At 65.0% G+C, this 16,052-nt stretch carries 19 protein-coding genes; 9 read left to right on the top strand and 10 right to left on the bottom strand.

What is annotated here, in order from left to right; translation table 11 throughout:
* Nucleotides 1-38: 38 nt before the first annotated feature.
* From D6B98_RS01145 to D6B98_RS01130, 4 genes are all read right to left on the bottom strand, one after another.
* A complete protein-coding gene (locus D6B98_RS01145; RefSeq protein ID WP_126255117.1) occupies nt 39-644 on the bottom strand; it encodes a K(+)-transporting ATPase subunit C in 606 nt (201 codons plus the stop codon).
* A 108-nt stretch (nt 645-752) separates the two neighbouring features.
* Nucleotides 753-2,870: a potassium-transporting ATPase subunit KdpB gene (gene kdpB, locus D6B98_RS01140; RefSeq protein WP_126255116.1), complete on the bottom strand. Its 2,118-nt coding sequence runs from the start codon at nt 2,868-2,870 to the stop codon at nt 753-755.
* A gap of 24 nt (nt 2,871-2,894) precedes the next feature.
* On the bottom strand, nt 2,895-4,598 hold the full coding sequence (gene kdpA, locus D6B98_RS01135) for a potassium-transporting ATPase subunit KdpA (RefSeq protein ID WP_126255115.1): 1,704 nt from the start codon (nt 4,596-4,598) through the stop codon (nt 2,895-2,897).
* A 112-nt stretch (nt 4,599-4,710) separates the two neighbouring features.
* Nucleotides 4,711-4,800 carry a K(+)-transporting ATPase subunit F gene (locus D6B98_RS01130; RefSeq protein WP_126255114.1) on the bottom strand — a complete coding sequence of 30 codons (90 nt, stop codon included), beginning with the start codon at nt 4,798-4,800 and terminating at the stop codon, nt 4,711-4,713.
* 598 nt (nt 4,801-5,398) lie between these two features.
* Here D6B98_RS01130 and D6B98_RS01120 point away from each other — a divergent pair.
* The 7 genes from D6B98_RS01120 to D6B98_RS41360 all read left to right on the top strand — a co-directional run bounded on the left by D6B98_RS01120 (nt 5,399) and on the right by D6B98_RS41360 (nt 8,700).
* A complete protein-coding gene (locus D6B98_RS01120) occupies nt 5,399-5,866 on the top strand; it encodes a hypothetical protein (RefSeq protein ID WP_164718311.1) in 468 nt (155 codons plus the stop codon).
* A 139-nt stretch (nt 5,867-6,005) separates the two neighbouring features.
* Complete coding sequence (locus D6B98_RS01115) at nt 6,006-6,287, top strand: hypothetical protein (RefSeq protein ID WP_164718310.1); 282 nt, start codon at nt 6,006-6,008, stop codon at nt 6,285-6,287.
* Between the two features lie 116 nt (nt 6,288-6,403).
* Nucleotides 6,404-6,658, top strand: a complete 255-nt coding sequence (locus D6B98_RS01110) for a hypothetical protein (protein WP_164718309.1) — start codon at nt 6,404-6,406, stop codon at nt 6,656-6,658.
* A gap of 23 nt (nt 6,659-6,681) precedes the next feature.
* Complete coding sequence (gene dapA, locus D6B98_RS01105) at nt 6,682-7,599, top strand: 4-hydroxy-tetrahydrodipicolinate synthase (protein ID WP_126255111.1); 918 nt, start codon at nt 6,682-6,684, stop codon at nt 7,597-7,599.
* 260 nt (nt 7,600-7,859) lie between these two features.
* Nucleotides 7,860-8,048, top strand: coding sequence for a hypothetical protein (locus tag D6B98_RS01100; protein WP_126255110.1), 189 nt, complete (start codon nt 7,860-7,862; stop codon nt 8,046-8,048).
* 47 nt (nt 8,049-8,095) lie between these two features.
* A complete protein-coding gene (locus D6B98_RS01095) occupies nt 8,096-8,473 on the top strand; it encodes a hypothetical protein (protein ID WP_502699875.1) in 378 nt (125 codons plus the stop codon).
* 98 nt (nt 8,474-8,571) lie between these two features.
* On the top strand, nt 8,572-8,700 hold the full coding sequence (locus D6B98_RS41360; RefSeq protein ID WP_283810144.1) for a hypothetical protein: 129 nt from the start codon (nt 8,572-8,574) through the stop codon (nt 8,698-8,700).
* 48 nt (nt 8,701-8,748) lie between these two features.
* Here the strand turns inward: D6B98_RS41360 and D6B98_RS40470 are convergent, their stop codons facing one another.
* Nucleotides 8,749-9,000, bottom strand: coding sequence for a hypothetical protein (locus tag D6B98_RS40470; protein WP_205680431.1), 252 nt, complete (start codon nt 8,998-9,000; stop codon nt 8,749-8,751).
* 64 nt (nt 9,001-9,064) lie between these two features.
* Between D6B98_RS40470 and upp the strand changes: the two genes are divergently transcribed.
* Complete coding sequence (upp, locus tag D6B98_RS01085) at nt 9,065-9,700, top strand: uracil phosphoribosyltransferase (protein WP_126255108.1); 636 nt, start codon at nt 9,065-9,067, stop codon at nt 9,698-9,700.
* A 33-nt stretch (nt 9,701-9,733) separates the two neighbouring features.
* The gene (locus tag D6B98_RS01080; RefSeq protein ID WP_126255107.1) at nt 9,734-11,308 is read left to right on the top strand and encodes an AMP-binding protein; all 1,575 of its coding nucleotides are present in this window, start codon (nt 9,734-9,736) and stop codon (nt 11,306-11,308) included.
* Between the two features lie 6 nt (nt 11,309-11,314).
* On the opposite strand, the gene D6B98_RS01075 is transcribed toward D6B98_RS01080, so the two are convergent.
* The 5 genes from D6B98_RS01075 to flgE are packed head-to-tail and all read right to left on the bottom strand — an operon-like array spanning nt 11,315 to nt 16,037.
* Nucleotides 11,315-12,226 carry a flagellin gene (locus D6B98_RS01075; protein WP_126255106.1) on the bottom strand — a complete coding sequence of 304 codons (912 nt, stop codon included), beginning with the start codon at nt 12,224-12,226 and terminating at the stop codon, nt 11,315-11,317.
* Between the two features lie 12 nt (nt 12,227-12,238).
* Entirely contained in the window at nt 12,239-14,014 is a 1,776-nt protein-coding gene (gene flgK, locus D6B98_RS01070; protein WP_126255105.1) for a flagellar hook-associated protein FlgK, read from the bottom strand.
* Nucleotides 14,015-14,033: 19 nt separating this feature from the next.
* Entirely contained in the window at nt 14,034-14,498 is a 465-nt protein-coding gene (locus D6B98_RS01065; protein WP_126255104.1) for a flagellar protein FlgN, read from the bottom strand.
* A 9-nt stretch (nt 14,499-14,507) separates the two neighbouring features.
* Nucleotides 14,508-14,768, bottom strand: coding sequence for a hypothetical protein (locus D6B98_RS01060; protein WP_126255103.1), 261 nt, complete (start codon nt 14,766-14,768; stop codon nt 14,508-14,510).
* 3 nt (nt 14,769-14,771) lie between these two features.
* Nucleotides 14,772-16,037 (bottom strand): flagellar hook protein FlgE, encoded by a 1,266-nt coding sequence (flgE, locus tag D6B98_RS01055; protein ID WP_126255102.1) that lies wholly within the window; start codon nt 16,035-16,037, stop codon nt 14,772-14,774.
* Nucleotides 16,038-16,052: the final 15 nt, after the last annotated feature.

Below are 16,052 nucleotides of genomic sequence, written 5' to 3'. Positions count from 1 at the left end.
CGGCAATATAATCATCTGCGCGCCGCGAGCCTAGACTGCTACTTCGCGGCCATGCGATCGAGCGCGAGATTCAGCGCTAGAACGTTAACCCTGGGTTCGCCGAGCAGGCCGAGCAGACGGCCTTCGGTGTTGGCGGTCACGAGTTGCTTGACCTGATCCTCAGGCAGATTCCGCGCCTTTGCCACGCGCGGCACCTGGAATTGCGCCGCTTCCGGCGAGATATCAGGGTCGAGGCCGCTGGCCGAGGTCGTCACCAGGTCGACCGGCACGGCCGCGTTCGGATTCTCGCCCCTGAGCTTGTCCACATCTTCCTTGAGCCGGTCGGCCAGCGCCTTGCTGGTCGGGCCGAGGTTGGAGCCGCCCGAATTGGCGGCGTTGTAGGGGGACGACACCGTCTTGGTCGAATCATTCGGGTCCGGCGCAAGCGTCGCCGAGAGACGGCCATGGAAGTACTTGTCGTCCTTGAATTCCTGCCCGATCAGGGCGGAGCCGATCACGTTGCCGTCCTTCTCGATAAGGCTGCCCTGCGCCTGCACGGGAAACAACGTGCCGGCAATGGCGGTCATCGCGAGCGGATAGGCAAGGCCGGTGATGGCGGTGAGCGCCAGCAAGAGGACGATGGCGGGGCGGATTTCTCTAAGCATCTGAAGTTTTCCTTTCTTTCGTCATTGCGAGCGAAGCGAAGCAATCCAGGGGCGTTCTTGGGAGGCAGTCCGGATTGCTTCGTCGCTTCGCACCTCGCAATGACGGCGTTATGCCAAGTGCAAGGCAGTCACGACGAGATCGATCGCCTTGATGCCGATGAAGGGAATGACGATGCCGCCGAGCCCGTAGACCAAGAGGTTGCGCCGGAGCAACGCACCGGCACCGACCGCGCGATAGGCGACGCCCTTCAGCGCGAGCGGGATCAGCGCGATGATGATCAGCGCGTTGAAGATGATCGCCGACAGGATGGCGCTCTGCGGGCTCGACAGGTTCATGACGTTGAGCACGTTGAGCTGCGGGTAGAACGCCAGGAACATCGCCGGAATGATCGCAAAGTACTTGGCGACGTCGTTGGCGATCGAGAACGTGGTCAGCGCGCCGCGCGTCATCAACAGCTGCTTGCCGATCTCGACCACCTCGATCAGCTTGGTCGGGTTGGAGTCGAGGTCGACCATGTTGCCGGCCTCGCGGGCGGCCTGGGTGCCGGTATTCATGGCGACACCGACGTCGGCCTGGGCGAGCGCCGGCGCGTCGTTGGTGCCGTCGCCGCACATGGCGACCAGCTTGCCCTTGGCCTGCTCGTCGCGGATCAGCTTGAGCTTGTCCTCCGGGGTGGCCTGCGCCAGGAAGTCGTCGACGCCGGCCTCCGCCGCGATCGCGGCCGCCGTCATCGGATTGTCGCCGGTGATCATGATGGTGCGGATGCCCATGCGACGCAGTTCTGCGAAGCGCTCGCGAATGCCGCCCTTGACGATGTCCTTGAGCTGGACGATTCCGAGCAGCTTGCCGTCCCTGGCGACAGCCAGCGGCGTGCCGCCCGACTTCGACACGTCATCGGCAATGGCCTGGATCTCGCGGCCGAGCTCGGAAAGCGCGGCAGGCTGCAACGCCCGCGCGGCGTTGCCGGAAGCGACCGCGGTCGGCGCGCCGCCGCCGACATAGTTCAGCATGGCATCAACCGCACCCTTGCGCACCGACGAGCCGCCGGCATCAACGCCGCTCATACGGGTCTGCGCGGTGAATGGGATGAAAGTAGCACCCAATTCGGCCATGTCGCGGCCGCGGATACCGTACTTCTCCTTGGCCAGCACGACGATGGAGCGGCCTTCCGGGGTCTCGTCGGCGAGCGAGGCGAGCTGGGCGGCGTCGGCCAACTCCTGCTCGGTCACACCGCGCACCGGACGGAAGGCAGTGGCCTGCCGGTTGCCGAGCGTGATGGTGCCGGTCTTGTCGAGCAACAGCGTGTCGACGTCGCCGGCGGCCTCGACGGCGCGGCCGGACATCGCCAGCACGTTGAAGCGCACCAGGCGGTCCATGCCGGCGATGCCGATCGCCGAGAGCAGCGCCCCGATCGTGGTCGGGATCAACGTCACGAACAACGCGACCAGCACGACCACCGAGATCGAGCCGCCGGCATAGGCCGCGTAGCTCGGGATGGTCATGGTAGCGAACACGAAGATGATGGTGAGGCCGGCGAGCAGAATGTTGAGCGCAATCTCGTTCGGCGTCTTCTGCCGCTCGGCGCCCTCGACCAGCTTGATCATGCGATCGATAAAGGTCGAGCCCTGGGCCGCTGTGATGCGGACGCGGATCCAGTCCGACAGCACCTGGGTGCCGCCGGTCACCGCCGAACGGTCGCCGCCGGATTCGCGGATCACGGGCGCGGACTCGCCGGTGATGGCAGCCTCGTTGACGGAGGCGACGCCCTCGACCACCTCGCCGTCGGAGGGGATGGTGTCGCCCGCCTCGACCAGCACGAGATCGCCGACCTTCAGGCTCGTGCCCGATACGAGCTTGTAATCGCGGCTCGCGCCGCTCAGGAGCTTGGCCTGGCTCTCGGTGCGGGTCTTGCGCAGCGTCTCGGCCTGCGCCTTGCCCCGGCCCTCGGCCACTGCTTCAGCGAGGTTGGCGAACAGCACGGTGAACCACAGCCAGAGGATGATCTGGAAGGTGAATCCGAGATTTTCTCCCCCGGTCAGGAGATCGCGCAGGAAGATCACCGTAGTCAACGCAGCGACGATCTCGACCACGAACATGACCGGGTTCTTGATCATGGCGCGCGGATCGAGCTTGGCGAAAGCCGCGCCGATCGCCGGCATCACGATCCTGGGATCCAGCATCGCCGACACCGGCATGCGCTTGTTGGGTTTATGGACGGATTCCATGGAGGTCACTCCGAAAGAGCTGGATCAGAACAGGTTGCCGGCGTTCATCGCGAGATGCTCGACGATGGGGCCGAGGGCGAGCGCCGGGAAGAACGTCAGACCGCCCATGATCAGGATGACGCCGACGACGAGGCCTACGAACAGGCCACCGGTGGTCGGGAACGTGCCCATCGACGGAGGGATCGATTTCTTCGCCGCGAGCGAGCCCGCGATCGCCATCGCCGGCACGATCATGAAGAAGCGACCGACGAACATCGCGCTGGCGAGCGTGAGATTGTAGAAGAAGGTGTTGCCGGTGAGGCCGGCGAAGGCCGAGCCGTTGTTGGCCGTCCCCGAGGTGAAGGCGTACAGCACTTCGGTGAAGCCGTGCGGTCCGGCATTCGCCATGGAGGCGACTGCCGCCGGATAGACCACGCCGACGGCGGTCCAACCGAGAATCATCAGCGGCAGGACGAGAATGGCGAGCATCGCCATCTTGACCTCGCGCGCCTCGATCTTCTTGCCGACATATTCGGGGGTGCGGCCGACCATCAGGCCGGCAACGAAGATCGCGAGGACGACGAACAGCAGCATGCCGTACATGCCGGCGCCGACGCCGCCGACGATGATCTCGCCGAGCTGCATGTTGATCAGCGGGATCATGCCGCCGAGCGCGGTGAAGCTGTCGTGCATGGCGTTGACCGCACCGCAGGAGGCGGCCGTGGTGATCACGGCGAACAGCGAGGACGCGACGATGCCGAAGCGGACCTCCTTGCCTTCCATGTTGCCGCCGGTCAGGCCCAGCGCGTGCATGGTCGAGGTGCCGTTGGCTTCGGCCCAATAGCAGACGCCGACGCCGGCAATGAACAGCAGGCCCATCACGGCGAGGATCGCCCAGCCTTGGCGCTGGTTGCCGACCATGCGGCCGAACACGTTGGTGAGCGCGGCACCGAGCGCGAAGATCGACAGCATCTGCACGAAGTTCGACAGCGCGGTGGGATTTTCGAAGGGATGCGCGGCGTTGGCATTGAAGAAGCCGCCGCCATTGGTGCCCAGCATCTTGATCGCGACCTGCGAGGCGACCGGGCCGACCGCAATGGTCTGCTTGGCGCCTTCGAGCGTGGTGGCCTCGACATAGGCCCCGAGCGTCTGCGGCATGCCCTGCCACACCAGGAACAGTGTGTAGACGATGCAGATCGGCAGCAGGATGTAGAGCGTGCAGCGAGTCACATCGACCCAGAAATTGCCGACCGTACGAGCCGAGGCGCGGGCAAAGCCGCGGATCAGCGCCACCGCGAGCACGATGCCCGTCGCCGCCGACAGGAAGTTCTGGTGCGTCAGGCCGACCATCTGGGTCAGATAGGACAGCGTGCTCTCGCCGCCGTAGTTCTGCCAGTTGGTGTTGGTGATGAAGGAGACCGCAGTGTTGAAGGACAGATCTTCGGCGACGGCGCCCTGTCCGGCCGGATTGAACGGCAGCACGGCCTGGAGCCGCATCACGCCGTAGATGATGAGGAAGCCGCCGACATGGAATAGCAGCATGGCGACCGTGTAGGTCAGCCAGTGCTGCTCGCGCTTCTCGTCGACACCGGAAATCCAATAGATGCCGGCCTCGATCGGACGCAGGACGGGCGACAGGAAGGTGGGGTCGCCGTCAAACACGCGCGTCATGTACCAGCCGAGCGGCTTGGTCAGCGCGACGATAATGACGCAAAAGAGAATGATCTGGAGCCAACCGATCACAGTCATGGAATCAACCCTTCAGGCCTGGTTCCCGACGCAGAAGCGGCAGGAGCACCGAAAGCAGGCAAGCGACGAGCACAGCGTCCGCCAGCAACAATTCGACGAGCAGCAGCACGGGTCAGAACCGTTCGGGCCGCAGCAGCGCGTAGGTGAGATAGAGCAGGAGGCCGAACGAGACGGCGCCGGCGAGCGTATAGTCGAAGATCATGGCCCGCTCCGTCACAGCCGTTCGCAGGCGTAGGTGTAGCCGATCGCGAGCGCGAAGAAGCCGAAGCCCAGCGCCAGCATCAGAAGGTCCATCATGACGATACTCCTCAGTTGAGACGTTTCCGGCATAGCCCGTCTCCGGATTCCGGCGGGCCGCTTGCTGCGATCGAAGGCGGCGCGGCCGGGAACTTCACTGCGCTGACTTGCCACCGCGCACATAGGTTTTCGAGATGGAGCCTATGGCGACGTTATAGGAATCTCATAAAGGGCGGCTCGCCATGACCGGCGGCGACGTGACGCCGGCAATGCATTCCAGGCGGTCGTTCCAGGCCGGCCGCGCAGCGGCGCGGCCCACCATCGCTCTCGCAATCGTGGTTACAGCAAGCCGTGGCCAAGGTCTTTTCAAAATGCCCTTCTTCTATAAGCCCCCACCTTCGGCGGAGATGACAGTCGAAGATCCGGCGCGCCTGGACGGAAGACTCCGTGCACTTATGAAATCCCTATATCTCTCGCCCGATCCCTATCTCGTTTTCAAATGCCCTCCGGGCCATCTTGGAGAAGCCGGCCGACTGACCGACGCCAACTCCAGGAGGCCTGACATGACCGCTGCTCTCCGACGCTACGATCCGCCATCACTCGGCGACCGCTTGCGCAATGCGCAGGCGATGACGCGACCGTTGATGATCGAGATCATCGAAACGGCCTGCCGGCGCATCCCCTCGCTCGGCCAGAACGAGCGTACGGCGCGTCTCACGCGCTTGATCGACGCCGAGGCATGGGCCGATGCGGCGCTGGCGCTGATGGAGCTGGAGCTGCCGGTGTGGCAGGTTCGCCGCATCGCCTATGACGAGGGCGAGTGGCATTGCGCGCTCTCGCGCGAGCGAGAGCTGCCGGACTGGCTGGACGCCGCGGTCGAGGCGCGCCATGCCGACCTCGCGCTTGCGCTGCTGTCGGCGTTCCTCGACGTCCGGGCGCTGGCGGTTGACCTATCGCGGCCGAGTGTTCCTTCCGTTCGTCCCGTCCCGGATCCGCTCTATGAGCCGGTCGCCTGCGACAATTTCAGCTAAAGCATGATGCGATGAGGCCTGATTGCCCCGATGATGGAGGTGCACTCCCTCTCCCCCTTGCGGGAGAGGTGAACGCCCCTGCGGCGATCGGTTCAACCTAAAGCCACTCCGCTCTAGACCCGCCCGTCGGAGAGACACCATGCCGCAAGCTCCGGACATGCCGCGCATGCTGAGCCCGGCGCGCGTGATCGCGCGTTTCGCCGTCCGCCTCGCGCTGCTCATGGGCTTTGCGGCATTCGGCAGCGTCGGCTTCGGCCGGAGCCTCGCCGTCCTGCTCTGGATGTCGATCATCCTGTGCGCGCTCGCCAGCCTCGTCAGGCGGGAGCCGCTGTTCGGGGCTGCGCTCAATCATTGGGACGAGGCTGTCGCCTTCGGCGCGCTGTTCGCGCTGGTCCACGTCGTCAATAATCCGGCTTTATGATCTTCCTATGAGATCGCTGCGCACCCGCCCTCGAAATCATATTCGCGACTGAGGATATTGAGCACGCCGGAGAGGACCTGCGTCCGAAGCCGGCGTCGTTCAGAAGGATCAAACCCGTGAAACTCGTCGAACCTCCCTCGTGCCGCTCGCTTTCGACCATCGTCTTCATCGGCCGCAATCGCCGGGGACAATGGGTCGCTCAGGAGCAGAACGGCCTCTATGGCGGCCTGTTCGTCAGCCGCGCCCAGGCGATCAAATATGCGCTGTTCGAGAACGGACAGCATCCGGAAACAATCGTCGAGCTGCCGCGCGAGATCGAGCTCGACATGGGCAAGAGCCCCAATACCATCGTCGCGCAGCGCGCCGCCTGAGCAAGCGCCAACAGGGGAAAATCATGCTGGTCCCTCCCGCTGCCTGGTTCACCGGATTCATTCCGGATCTGCCGACCCCGTTCGACGCGGCAGATGCGATCGATCTCAAGGCATTCGCCGCACTGTGCGAGCGACAGGTCGCGGCCGGCGTGCCCGCCATCGTGGTCTGCGAGACGGCCGGGGAAGCACCGACGCTTTCGCCGGCCGAGCAGGAGCTCGTCATTCGCACCGCGGTCGACGTCGCTCGCGGCCGCGTTCGGGTCATCGCGGGCGCGGTATCCAACGCAACCAGCCGCGCCGTCAAGCTTGCGCGGCGCGCGGAAGCGGCCGGCGCCGATGCCGTCATGTCGGTCGTGCCTGCCTACAACAAGCCGATGCAGGAAGGCATGCTCGCGCATTTCCGCACCATCGCCGGTGCGACCGGACTGCCCGTGATCCTGCACGACAATCCTTCCCGCACGCTGCGCCCGCTCGCCGACGAGACGCTTCTGCGTCTGGTCGAGTCGCGCCAGTTCGTCGGCCTGCGCGATGGGAGCGGTGACATCACCCGTCCGATGCGGCTGTCCCGCAACTTGCCGGCAAATTTTCGGCTTCTCTCCGGCGACGACACCACCACGTTCGGATTCATAGCGGACGGCGGCGACGGCGCGATCTCGGAAGTCGCCAACATCGCGCCGGATCTCTGCCGCACGATCTTCTCGCATCTCAGGCAGGGCCGGCTGCAATCCGCCCGTTATCTGCACAAGCGCCTGATCCCGCTCGTCGCCTGCCTGTCCAGGGAAAGTCCGGCCGCGCTCAAATATGCACTCAGCATCCTTGGCCTCATGTCGACCGCGACGCGGCTTCCGATCGTGCCGCTGGACGCAGCCGCGCAGCGAGGCGTGGTCCACGCATTCGCTGCGGTCGCCGACGAAGAATTGATCGACGGCGTCGGAGCCTGAGGCGCCGAGGCCGTCGTACTTGCATGCTCAATCCGGTCGATGGATCTGACAGGCTATTCCATGCCTGGAAGCTGGCGCTGCTGCGCTTTGCCGTGACGCGGGACGGATGTCTTCAGAGGGCTGCCGGCGGGGGATCGGTATCTTTATGAAATTCCTATGCGGGCGCGCCGGCGCTCATCTCGCAATCCTACGTGACGATGGACATCATCAGCGGCGGATTGGCGCGGCGTCTCGCTGCGCCCAGGACAAGGACTTCCGCGATGTCGATCCTGACACATGGTTTTGACCGGCCGTTCGCGGCCGAACGCACGATACGCATCTCGGAGGCGCGCAAGGCTCAGCTCAAGCGCATCGCGCTCCAAGCGCTCGGCCTGCTCTCGATGGGCAGCGTGCTCACCGCGCTGATCGCGCTGAGAACCGCAATTTATGTCTGGCATCTCCCCGCCTGACCCGCACGGCAGGCGTCATGACCTTGCAGATGCATGAGGAGGCCGCCATGGCCGCGATCGCCTTTCAAGCCGTTCACCGCCTGCCGGAATCGCGACCGATGGCGCCTGAGATCGGCGCGGCGACGGCACTCAGGCCGCTCGATCCCGATGTCGTCAGCGCCGCCATTCCCGCTTTCTTCATCGGACGCAACCGTGCCGGGCTCTGGGTGGCCCGCGAGGCGCGGGGCCGCTCCGGCGGTCTCTTCCTGTTCAGGAGCTCCGCGATCGATTTCGCCAATCGGCGGAGCGCTCCGGCACGATGCGCGCTGGTGTTTCCGGCCGAGACTTTCGAGCTTGATGTCGAGAACAAGGGCAATCCGCTGGTCGCGCTGGCGGCGCGACCGCTGAGCTGGGTGAAGTGGCGCCTGGCGCGCCTTGCGAGGTAACGACATGGTCGAGCTCAAGATCATCATCATGGTCGCATTGATGGGCGCATTACTGCTCGGAATGCGCGTCAGTGCGAATCCGGCCTCGGACGGCTAGCATGCAGCCCTTCAGGGGAACTCTGGAGCAGGCGGTCACAGTGACCATTCTGACGATGACGCTGAGCTTGGTCTGGGGCGGCATCCTGACGCTCGTGATCACGCTGGTGGCGCGCGGGCTTGGAGTCTAGCTCATCCGCTCCGCTTCGATCAGCCGTGCCAGCTCGCCCGCCGTGACCTCAATCGGCCGGCGGGTACGCTCTACGCGGGCAAATGGATAGTCGCGCCGCATAGGCCTTGCGACCGACCTCCGACATGGCCCGTTCGCGCGGCGCGAGCTCGAGCAGCACGGTCGTGATCGGGCAGCCGTTGCGAAAGCCGGAGCCCTGCATCCAGCCTGAAAGCAGCCTCGCATGGGCGCGCAAGAGGTCGGCGGTCGAGCCGCACTCCGCCGCGAGCTTGGCGACCGTCGCCGCGACGCGGCGACCCACCTGCCCCCGCGGAAAAGACCCGGCCGATCTGGCGCAACTCCTGGGAAACGTGTAGAGCGTTTTCATGAGCACCAGCAACGTCAATGTCGTCGCCCACCCCCTGGTCCAGCACAAGCTCTCCCTGATGCGGGAGAAGGACCGCTCGACCAAGAGCTTTCGCGAGATCCTGAACGAGATCGGGATGCTGCTCTGCTACGAGGTGACGCGCGATTTGCCGCTTGAGCTGGTCGAGATCGAGACGCCGATCGCGCCGATGCGGGCGCCCAAGATCGCCGGCAAGAAGCTCACGCTGGCGCCGATCCTGCGCGCCGGTGTCGGTTTCCTCGACGGCATGCTGGCGCTGATGCCCTCGGCGCGCATCGCCCATATCGGGCTCTACCGCGACCCCGACACATTGCAGGCCGTGGAATATTACTTCAAGGCACCGCAGGACCTGTCCGACCGTACCGTGATCCTGATGGACCCGATGTTGGCGACCGGCAACTCGGCCTGTGCCGGCGCCTCCCTGCTCAAGGCCCGCGGCGCCCGCGACATCCGCTTCGTGTGCCTTCTGGCCGCGCCCGAGGGCATCGCGCAATTCCAGAGCGAGCATCCCGACGTGCCGATCTGGACCGCCGCGATCGACGAGCGGCTCAACGATCACGGCTACATCGTGCCGGGCCTGGGCGATGCCGGCGACCGGATGTTCGGCACCAAGTAGACAGGTCTGCACGATCGGGTTACTCCGGTTGCCATGAGTGCCAATGCGTTATCGCTGCAATCGCTGGTCCGGGCCGAGGCCGCCGCCGATCCCGCCTTCGTATTCGATGGCACGCCGGTCTCGCGTGCGGAGTTCGCAGAAAAAATAGAGCAGACCGCCGCCTGGCTGACAGCGCAAGGCATCGGCAAGGGGGACGTCGTCGCGGTCTGGCTGGTCAACCGGATCGAATGGATCGCCCTGCTGTTCGCCGCCGCCCGATGCGGTGCGATCGTCGCCGCCGTCAATACGCGCTACCGGAGTGCGGAAGTCGCGCATCTGCTTCGCTTGTCCGGCGCCCGGCTGATGGTGATGGAGGCCGCATTCCGCACGATCGACTTTGCCGCGATCCTTGCCGGGATCGCCGAACACGACATCCCCGCGCTGCAACGGCTCGCGGTGGTCGGCGCGGATGCGATCCCGGCGCATTGGCCCTGCGTGCGCTTCGATGCCTTCGACAGGTCCTATCCGCCCGCTCCGCCGGCCGAGGACGACATCGACCTGCCGGTGCTGCTCTACACCACGTCGGGCACCACCAAGGGACCGAAGCTGGTGGCGCATTCGCAGCGGACGCTGGCGGGCCATGCCATCGCCGTCGCCAAGGCGCTTCGGCTTGATGCGCAGCGCCATTCGCTGCTGGCCATGCTGCCGTTCTGCGGCACGTTCGGCATGACGAGCCTGCTCGGCTTCGTCGCGGCCGGTGCAACCATTCATGTGCTTGATGCCTTCGAGGCGGCACCGGCACTCGAGATCCTCCGCGGGCACGGCATCACGCACGCCTTCGGCTCCGACGAGATGTTCCGGCGCATTCTCGCCCTCACCGATGCGCCGCGCCCGTTCCCGCATCTGGAAGTCTGCGGCTTCGCCGCGTTCCAGCCCGGCTGGCGCGAGCTTGCCGCGGAGGCCGAAACGCGCGGCCTGCCGCTGTTCGGGCTCTACGGGTCGAGCGAGGTCCAGGCCCTGTTCGCGATCGCCCGACCCGGCGATGCCTTCGCCGATCGCATCGAGGGCGGCGGCTGGCCGATGTCACCCGACGCAAGAGTGCGCGTGCGCGACACCGAGACCGGCGAGCTTGCGGCCAGCGGCGTATCCGGCGAGATCGAGATCAGCGCGCCGTCACGCTTCCTTGGCTATTTCCACAACCCGGATGCGACGCGCGAGGCGATCACCGCGGACGGCTTCTTCCGCACCGGCGACATCGGCCGGCTGCGCGGCGACGGCTCCTTCGTCTACGAGACGCGCGCCGGCGATGCCATGCGGCTCGGCGGCTTCCTGGTCGCGCCCGGCGAGATCGAGGATGAGCTCAAATCCTGTGCCGGCGTGAGCGATGCCCAGGTGGTTGCGGTCGATCTGAAGGGCCAGGCGCGTTGCGTCGCGTTCGTGATCCCCGCCAGGGAGCCGCCGATGCAGGAGAGGTTGATCGCGCATCTGCGCGAGCGGCTCGCAGCCTACAAGGTACCGACGCGAATCTACTTCGTGGACGCCTTTCCCGTCACCGACAGCGCCAACGGCATCAAGATCCAGCGCGCCAGGCTGCGCGCCATGGCGATGGAGCGGATCGCCGCCGAATAGGCTGAGCTATTTCAGGTAGCTCGCGAGATTGATGCTCAGGATCTTCCCGAGAGCAGAATAGGACGCCGTGAGTTGCGTCTCGTAAGTCGAAAGCTGCGCCGTAATGGCGGCGACGTCGACGCTGGTCAGGTCATTCGACAAGGTCTCCGCATAACCCTTGTAGTCGGCCTGGCGAGCGCTCGCGGTCTCGATCGATGACGCGGCGCCGGAGAGCTTTGCCTGCACGGCGGCGGTGTCGTCGAGCGCCGTGCTGGCGAGATCCAGCGCGCTGGTGATGTCCGCAGACGACAGCGTCGTGCTGTTGGCCACAAACTTCAGGACGCGCATCACCTCCTCGAACGCCGAATTATCCGCGGTGACGCCGTAAGACACGGTTTCATTGGCGGCAACCCGTACCGAGGCGATCTCGCTGTCGCCATTGTAGTAGCTGGTGTCCGCAGTCGTGGTCGAACCAGTACCAGACGAAAAGCTCGTGAGATCGACCGGAGCCGTGTCGGTCTTGCCGCCGGCAAACACGTATTGGCCGTCATACTGTGTGTTCATCAGCGAACCCATCTGCTCCAGCATCTGCTGGGCTGAGCTGATCGCCGAGTTCACCTCGGTCGAGCTCCCGGTCGAGGCGGCGCTGAGCTGGGAGCGCAGCTGCGTGAGGATGTCGGTCACCGAGCCGACCGCCGAATACATCACCTGGACCTTGCTGCCGGCGAGCGTAGCCGCGTCGATATAGGATTGCGCGCGCGTCACCGAGACTTGAAGGTTGATGACGTGCTGCGCGTCCGCGCCATAGCCGCCGAAATCCGTCGAGACGACGCCCGTCGATTCCTGGATCTGCTTGGTGGCCATGACCGACTCCACGCGCATGGCGTCGGCGATCATTCTGTTCGACTGGGCGAAGGTGGCCACACGCATCGCGACCATAATCGTACTCCCTTACGTCGACTGCACGGCGGTGAGCAGCGCCGAATACATGGAGTTGATGGCCTGGATCAGCGCCGACGCTGCCGAATATTTGTTCTGGAGCGTGCTCAGATTGGCCGATTCCTCGTCCAGATTGACGCCGGACTGCGACGACAGGGAATTCGCATAGGTCGACTGCGCGGTCTCCTTGGCGGTGTAATCCGCGGAAGCCTGCGAAGCCTTGCTCGATACGTCGGAGACGATGACCGAGGCGTAGTCGGCGAGCGACCCGGTGCTGGCGGCAAGCCCGCCCGTCGATGCAAACGTCTGCGAGGCCGTCAACGCATCGTAGAAGGCATTGATCACGGTGGCGGAGCCGGACGACAGCACCGAACTTCCGACAGTCAGGCTCGACGACGAGTCCAGCGTCGCAAGTTGGAGCTCGTTCGTGCCGGACAGAATCTTGCTGTTGACTGCGATGTCCGAAGCGCTCGTTCCCGTCACCAGATCGTTGAGGCCGAAATATTCGGAGAATCCCTCGCTGGAGCTTCCGACCGAGCTCGTCATCTCGTTGATGGCGACGCCGTTGCCAGATCCGGTCGCCGTGATCGAGAGATGGCCATCCGAATCGATCGAGGCGGACAAGCCGGAGATGCCGTTGATGGCGGTGACGAGATCGCCGACCGTCGCGTAGGACGACAGGTCGAGATCGGCGTAGGAGACCAGGTTGCCGCTCTGGTCGGTGGCCGCGATACGCACCGAGCCAGAGGCGGACAGGGCAGAACTGCTGGTGACGGCCGTCGTCCCCGTCAGGCTGGTCGGCGCCGGCACCGAAGAGGCGCTGTTCGAGACGTTGTTCATCACGGACGCAAGCTGCTGCGCCAGCTGGTCGAGCTGGGACTGCGCGTCCGGCAGAGTGCCGTCACGGAGCGTGATGAGTGCGCCGATATCCCCACCGGTGATCTGGGAGGTGATGTCCACCCCGTTCACGGTGATCGCGCTGAAGCCGCTCGACGAGGAGCCGCCGGTGTACGTCGTTGACGCCGTCACATTGGACGCAGCCGTATAGTTGATCGTATGCGCGGAACTGTCGACCAGTGCCTGGCCTGATTTGGTGTAGATCTGTATGTCGCCGTTCGAAGCGGTGAAGTAATTGATGTTCATCTTCGAGGCGAGGTCCTGAAGCGCGGTGTTGCGCTGGTCCTCGAGGTCGGCGGTGGACTGGCCGGAGGCGGCCGTCTGCTTGATCTGGGTATTCAGATCCGCGATCTGCTGCAGGTCCGCGTTGACGTCGTCGATCGAGGACGCGATGTCCTGATCGGCGTCCGACCGGAGCTTCTGGATCCCGCTGGAGGTCTCCCGCAACTGGCTCGCGACGTCGTCGAGCGCGCTGACGACGTTGGATTGCAGCGAGGCGCTGCTGGGCGTGCTCGCCAGCGACGACAGCGCCGATTCCAGCGAGGCGATGCTGTTGGCGAGCGAGGTCCCGGACGAGGAATCATCGCTGCTGCTGATCGAGCCGTAGAGCTGCTGGAGCGACGTCAGGTAGGTGTTGGTGGTGTCGGCCGCGCCGAGCTCGGAATCCGCGCTGACCAGCGACTTCAACAGCAGCTTGTCGACGGTCGAGGTGATGCCGGTCACCGTGACGCCGGTGCCGACGCCGTTGGTGACGCTGCTCGACTGGGTCGCGGACTTCCTGGTATAGCCGGTCGTGTCGGCGTTCGAGATGTTTGACGACGTCACGCTGATCTGCACGGACGTCGCAGACAGCCCGCTGAAAGCGACCGATCGAGCGATATCGAGCGACACGGCGGCCTCCCCCGTTCCTTCAGGCGCTGCGGCTGGTGCCGCTGGACACTGCACGGGCGGCAGCGACGCGGCCGGATGCACCGTAGGGCGAAACGGCGACGATCTGCTCGCGGATCGCCTGCATGACGGCCTCGATCCGGCGGTTGCTCGCCTCGATCGCAGCGCGCAGACGCACCAGATTCTCGTCCATCTCCGCCCGCAGCCTCAGGATCCGCTCCAGCAGCTGCTCGCGCAGGATCCGGTCCCGCACCGTCAGGCTGGTCGTGCCTGCCGCGCACTCGGCAACGGTTCGCTCGAAGATCTCCGCTAGCTTGTTCTTCTCGTCGACCTGCTTCAGGCGCGAGGCCGGCAGGCCCTTTGCAAGCTCCGCGTTCTCCTCCGCGATCAATGCAGTCAGGGTGTCGATCAGCGTGATCAGCAACTTGATCCGGGCATCGCCGTTCACGGCGCTCGTCCTTGTGGCTTGGGCTACAGTCATGGTCATCGCCTTCTTCTAGTTATTCCGTTTGCCGCGGCCGCCTTGCGAGTTGCGCAGGTAAGCGCCGATCGCGGCCGTCCTGGCAGTCGTCTGCCTCATCTCACCGTCGATTTCCGCGGCTTCCCGCACGAGGCCACGCCGCGTCGTTTCCACGTCGTCGAGCAGCACGAGCAACTGCTTGCGGTCGCTGCCCTTGACGGTTGCGGCCCGTGCCATCAGCCGCTTGAGCCGGCGCAGCAGCGCCTCCCCAACGGCGTTCGCTTGCTCACCGCGCATCGCTCACCTCATCGCCGAGATCAGGGTGTCGTACATCTCGTTGACGGTGGAGATGATTTGGGACGCAGCGGAATAGGCCTGCTGCGCCGAGATCATGTCCGAGAACTGGCTGGAGGTGTCGGTGGTCGATGATTCCAGCTCGCTGCCGTAGATCGTGCCCGCGCCGTTCTCCCCGGAGCCCTGCAGCGCGGCATTGCCCGACGTCACCGTCGCTGAATAGATGCCATTGCTGGAGGCGGCGAGTCCGCTCGGATCGGCGAAGGTCGCCACCGCGATCTTGTAGATCGCGATGGTCTGGCCGTTGGAATAGGTTGCGTTGACGAGGCCGTCATCACCGATCGAGACGCTCGACAGCTTGCCGTAGGACAGACCGTCCGAGTCGATGCTAGTGACATTGACCGACGGCGTGGTTTCGCCCGACGCATATTGCGTGAGGCCGTCGGTCTTGCCGGCGGTTCCGAGATTCATGGTGATGGTGCTGTTCGCCGCACCATCGGTCCAGCCCGTGATCGAGACGGTGGCCGGATTCGGGCTGGTACTGGCGAGCGAACCGTCGCTGTTGAAGGTGATGTTGATCGTGCCTGAGGCCGTTCCGGTCGCAGTCGTGGTATCCGACGCCGAGGTCGGATTGGCGAAGTTCGCGCTCCAGGTATTGGTACCGGTCTTGCTCCAGGTGATCTGCATCGAATTCGCCGCGCCGAGCGAGTCGTAGACCGTCATCGAGCTGGTGTAGGTGGCGCCCGTCGCGGCGTCCGACGGCAGGTTCGCAGCGATCGTGGTCGTGGTGGTGGCGCTGCCGCTGGTCGATGCGACCTGGGTGTTGATGGCTTCGAGATTGCTCGCCGACTCGCTGCCGACGACATTGCCATCGGCATCGGTGCGCCATCCCTCGAGATAGTAGCCGTTGTTCTGGAGATAGCCGGCATTGTCGGTGGTGAAGGCGCCGTTACGGGTGTAGGCGACCGTGCCGCCCGACTTGGCGTCGGTCACCACGAAGAAGCCCGAGCCCTGGATCGCGACGTCGGTGGCGTTGGAGGTCGCGGCGAGCAGGCCCTGCTGGGTAATGTTGACCCGGCCCGAGACGGTGACGCCACCAGAAGCGTAGGAGGTCGTATTGCTGGAGGCGGTCACGAGCGCGTCGAACATTCCCGACGTCGTCTTGTAGGCGGTCGTGTCGGAATTGGCGATGTTGTCGCTGATCATCGACAGGGACTGACTCTGGGCGCTGAGCGCCGAGATCGCCGATGACAATGCGCCGGTGAGACTCATGATGAAGCTCCGAGA

It is taken from the genome of Bradyrhizobium sp. LVM 105, from assembly GCF_003957705.1.
In the GTDB taxonomy this organism is placed as follows: domain Bacteria; phylum Pseudomonadota; class Alphaproteobacteria; order Rhizobiales; family Xanthobacteraceae; genus Bradyrhizobium; species Bradyrhizobium frederickii.
Note: the sequence above shows the minus strand (reverse complement) of the source record. Positions and strands in the feature narration are given on the sequence as shown.

What these genes read in the sequence shown, in the direction of transcription:
- D6B98_RS01120 (WP_164718311.1), top strand. Translation starts at nt 5,399, where the DNA reads ATGACCGCTGCTCTCCGACGCTACGATCCGCCATCACTCGGCGACCGC.
- D6B98_RS01115 (WP_164718310.1), top strand. Translation starts at nt 6,006, where the DNA reads ATGCCGCAAGCTCCGGACATGCCGCGCATGCTGAGCCCGGCGCGCGTG.
- D6B98_RS01065 (WP_126255104.1), bottom strand. Translation starts at nt 14,498, where the DNA reads ATGACCATGACTGTAGCCCAAGCCACAAGGACGAGCGCCGTGAACGGC.
- upp (WP_126255108.1), top strand. Translation starts at nt 9,065, where the DNA reads ATGAGCACCAGCAACGTCAATGTCGTCGCCCACCCCCTGGTCCAGCAC.
- dapA (WP_126255111.1), top strand. Translation starts at nt 6,682, where the DNA reads ATGCTGGTCCCTCCCGCTGCCTGGTTCACCGGATTCATTCCGGATCTG.
- kdpB (WP_126255116.1), bottom strand. Translation starts at nt 2,870, where the DNA reads ATGGAATCCGTCCATAAACCCAACAAGCGCATGCCGGTGTCGGCGATG.
- kdpA (WP_126255115.1), bottom strand. Translation starts at nt 4,598, where the DNA reads ATGACTGTGATCGGTTGGCTCCAGATCATTCTCTTTTGCGTCATTATC.
- flgE (WP_126255102.1), bottom strand. Translation starts at nt 16,037, where the DNA reads ATGAGTCTCACCGGCGCATTGTCATCGGCGATCTCGGCGCTCAGCGCC.
- D6B98_RS01130 (WP_126255114.1), bottom strand. Translation starts at nt 4,800, where the DNA reads ATGATCTTCGACTATACGCTCGCCGGCGCCGTCTCGTTCGGCCTCCTG.
- D6B98_RS01080 (WP_126255107.1), top strand. Translation starts at nt 9,734, where the DNA reads ATGAGTGCCAATGCGTTATCGCTGCAATCGCTGGTCCGGGCCGAGGCC.
- D6B98_RS01145 (WP_126255117.1), bottom strand. Translation starts at nt 644, where the DNA reads ATGCTTAGAGAAATCCGCCCCGCCATCGTCCTCTTGCTGGCGCTCACC.
- D6B98_RS41360 (WP_283810144.1), top strand. Translation starts at nt 8,572, where the DNA reads ATGCAGCCCTTCAGGGGAACTCTGGAGCAGGCGGTCACAGTGACCATT.
- D6B98_RS01060 (WP_126255103.1), bottom strand. Translation starts at nt 14,768, where the DNA reads ATGCGCGGTGAGCAAGCGAACGCCGTTGGGGAGGCGCTGCTGCGCCGG.
- D6B98_RS01095 (WP_502699875.1), top strand. Translation starts at nt 8,096, where the DNA reads ATGGCCGCGATCGCCTTTCAAGCCGTTCACCGCCTGCCGGAATCGCGA.
- D6B98_RS01075 (WP_126255106.1), bottom strand. Translation starts at nt 12,226, where the DNA reads ATGGTCGCGATGCGTGTGGCCACCTTCGCCCAGTCGAACAGAATGATC.
- D6B98_RS01100 (WP_126255110.1), top strand. Translation starts at nt 7,860, where the DNA reads ATGTCGATCCTGACACATGGTTTTGACCGGCCGTTCGCGGCCGAACGC.